Annotated in this window: 2 rRNA genes; both read left to right on the top strand. The window is 50.2% G+C overall.

Annotation, left to right across the window (positions count from 1 at the left end):
- Positions 1-109: 109 nt before the first annotated feature.
- Positions 110-2,989, top strand: a 23S ribosomal RNA gene (locus tag O9X84_RS19360).
- 140 nt (positions 2,990-3,129) lie between these two features.
- A 5S ribosomal RNA gene (gene rrf / locus O9X84_RS19355) occupies positions 3,130-3,245 on the top strand.
- Positions 3,246-3,247: the final 2 nt, after the last annotated feature.

Here is a 3,247-nt window from a genome sequence, read left to right as displayed (position 1 = left end):
AGATAGCAAGGCAATTCTTCCGATTAGCTTGTCATGCATACAACATTACCCTTGTCCGACATCAAAAGGCGGACATGAGGCCGATACTCAAGGCTTTTTAGGGTTGTATGGTTAAGTGACTAAGCGTATACGGTGGATGCCTTGGCAGTTAGAGGCGATGAAGGACGTGTAAGTCTGCGAAAAGCTGTGGTGAGCCGACAAAATGCATTTGAGCCACAGATGTCCGAATGGGGAAACCCACCTGTTTACAGGTATCGTTACATGAATACATAGTGTAACGAGGCGAACGAGGGGAACTGAAACATCTAAGTACCCTTAGGAAAAGAAATCAATTGAGATTCCCCTAGTAGCGGCGAGCGAACGGGGAACAGCCCTTAAGCTGTTTAGTGTGTAGTGGAATCCTTTGGGAAGAGGAGCGATACAGGGTGATAGCCCCGTACACGTAGCGTGCTTTACAGTGAAATCGAGTAGGTCGGGACACGTGTTATCTTGACTGAATATGGGGGGACCATCCTCCAAGGCTAAATACTCCTAACTGACCGATAGTGAACCAGTACCGTGAGGGAAAGGCGAAAAGAACCCCTGTGAGGGGAGTGAAATAGAACCTGAAACCGTATACGTACAAGCAGTAGGAGCACCTTCGTGGTGTGACTGCGTACCTTTTGTATAATGGGTCAGCGACTTATATTTAGTAGCAAGGTTAAGCGAATAGCGGAGCCGTAGCGAAAGCGAGTGTTAACTGCGCGTTGAGTTGCTAGGTATAGACCCGAAACCCGGTGATCTAGCCATGGGCAGGTTGAAGGTTGAGTAACATCAACTGGAGGACCGAACCGACTAACGTTGAAAAGTTAGCGGATGACTTGTGGCTGGGGGTGAAAGGCCAATCAAACCGGGAGATAGCTGGTTCTCCCCGAAATCTATTTAGGTAGAGCCTCGGACGAATTCCATTGGGGGTAGAGCACTGTTAAGGCTAGGGGGTCATCCCGACTTACCAACCCTTTGCAAACTCCGAATACCAATGAGAACTATCCGGGAGACACACGGCGGGTGCTAACGTCCGTCGTGGAGAGGGAAACAACCCAGACCGCCAGCTAAGGTCCCAAAATATTGCTAAGTGGGAAACGATGTGGGAAGGCATAGACAGCTAGGAGGTTGGCTTAGAAGCAGCCACCCTTTAAAGAAAGCGTAATAGCTCACTAGTCGAGTCGGCCTGCGCGGAAGATGTAACGGGGCTAAGCAATATACCGAAGCTGCGGCAGCACAGTTTACTGTGCTGGGTAGGGGAGCGTTGTGTAAGTGGATGAAGGTGAGTTGTAAAGCTTGCTGGACATATCACAAGTGCGAATGCTGACATGAGTAACGATAATGGGAGTGAAAAACTCCCACGCCGGAAGACCAAGGTTTCCTGTCCCATGCTAATCAGGGCAGGGTAAGTCGGCCCCTAAGGCGAGGCAGAAATGCGTAGTCGATGGGAAACGGATTAATATTTCCGTACTTGTATAATCAGTGATGGAGGGACGGAGAAGGCTAGACAAGCTTGGCGTTGGTAGTCCAAGTGAAAGTGTGTAGGCCGAGCGTTTAGGTAAATCCGGACGCTTAAAGTCGAGACACGAGACGAGCTCCCAAGGGAGTGAAGTTGTTGATGCCCTGCTTCCAGGAAAAGCTTCTAAACTTATGATTATATGAACCGTACCCCAAACCGACACAGGTGGTCAGGTAGAGAATACTAAGGCGCTTGAGAGAACTCGGGTGAAGGAACTCGGCAAAATTGTACCGTAACTTCGGGAGAAGGTACGCCCTTATTCGTGATAGGACTTGCTCCTTGAGCGAACGAGGGCCGCAGTGACCAGGTGGCTGGGACTGTTTATTAAAAACACAGCACTCTGCAAACTCGCAAGAGGACGTATAGGGTGTGACACCTGCCCGGTGCCGGAAGGTTAATTGATGGGGTTAGCGTAAGCGAAGCTCTTGATCGAAGCCCCGGTAAACGGCGGCCGTAACTATAACGGTCCTAAGGTAGCGAAATTCCTTGTCGGGTAAGTTCCGACCTGCACGAATGGTGTAACCATGGCCACGCTGTCTCCACCCGAGACTCAGTGAAATTGAAATCGCAGTGAAGATGCTGTGTACCCGCACCTAGACGGAAAGACCCCGTGAACCTTTACTACAGCTTGGCACTGAACATTGAACCTACATGTGTAGGATAGGTGGGAGGCTTCGAAGCACAGTCGCTAGATTGTGTGGAGCCGTCCTTGAAATACCACCCTTGTATGTTTGATGTTCTAACATTGGCCCCTTATCGGGGTTGTGGACAGTGTCTGGTGGGTAGTTTGACTGGGGCGGTCTCCTCCCAAATAGTAACGGAGGAGCACGAAGGTTAGCTAATCACGGTCGGACATCGTGAGGTTAGTGCAATGGCATAAGCTAGCTTAACTGCGAGACAGACACGTCGAGCAGGTACGAAAGTAGGTCATAGTGATCCGGTGGTTCTGTATGGAAGGGCCATCGCTCAACGGATAAAAGGTACTCCGGGGATAACAGGCTGATACCGCCCAAGAGTTCATATCGACGGCGGTGTTTGGCACCTCGATGTCGGCTCATCACATCCTGGGGCTGAAGTCGGTCCCAAGGGTATGGCTGTTCGCCATTTAAAGTGGTACGCGAGCTGGGTTTAGAACGTCGTGAGACAGTTCGGTCCCTATCTGGTGTGGGCGTTGGATGATTGATGGGAGCTGCTCCTAGTACGAGAGGACCGGAGTGGACGAACCGCTGGTGTTCGGGTTGTCATGCCAATGGCATTGCCCGGTAGCTACGTTCGGAACGGATAACCGCTGAAAGCATCTAAGCGGGAAGCCGGCCCAGAGATGAGTCATCCCTGAACTTTAAGTTCTGGAAGGGTTGTTATAGACGATGACGTTGATAGGCAGGGTGTGGAAGCGTTGTAAGGCGTTAAGCTAACCTGTACTAATTGCCCGAGAGGCTTAACCATACAACACCCAAGAAGCTTTAGGCTGGTGTGTTGTGAAATGACAAGCACATAACGAATAAAGCAAGTAGAGTGAAAAGTAAAAGCTCACTACTCTTAGATTGCATTGATATCAGATTTTCCACAATTGTTAACCAGTTTTTCCTGGCAGCCATAGCGATACGGCACCACCTGACTCCATTTCGAACTCAGAAGTGAAACGTATTAGCGCCGATGGTAGTGTGGGGTTTCCCCATGTGAGAGTAGGACACTGCCAGGTCC

Source organism: Alteromonas sp. BMJM2, from assembly GCF_027257845.1.
GTDB lineage: Bacteria > Pseudomonadota > Gammaproteobacteria > Enterobacterales > Alteromonadaceae > Alteromonas.
The sequence above is the reverse complement of the archived record's forward strand: the minus strand, read 5'-3'. Positions and strand labels throughout refer to the sequence as shown.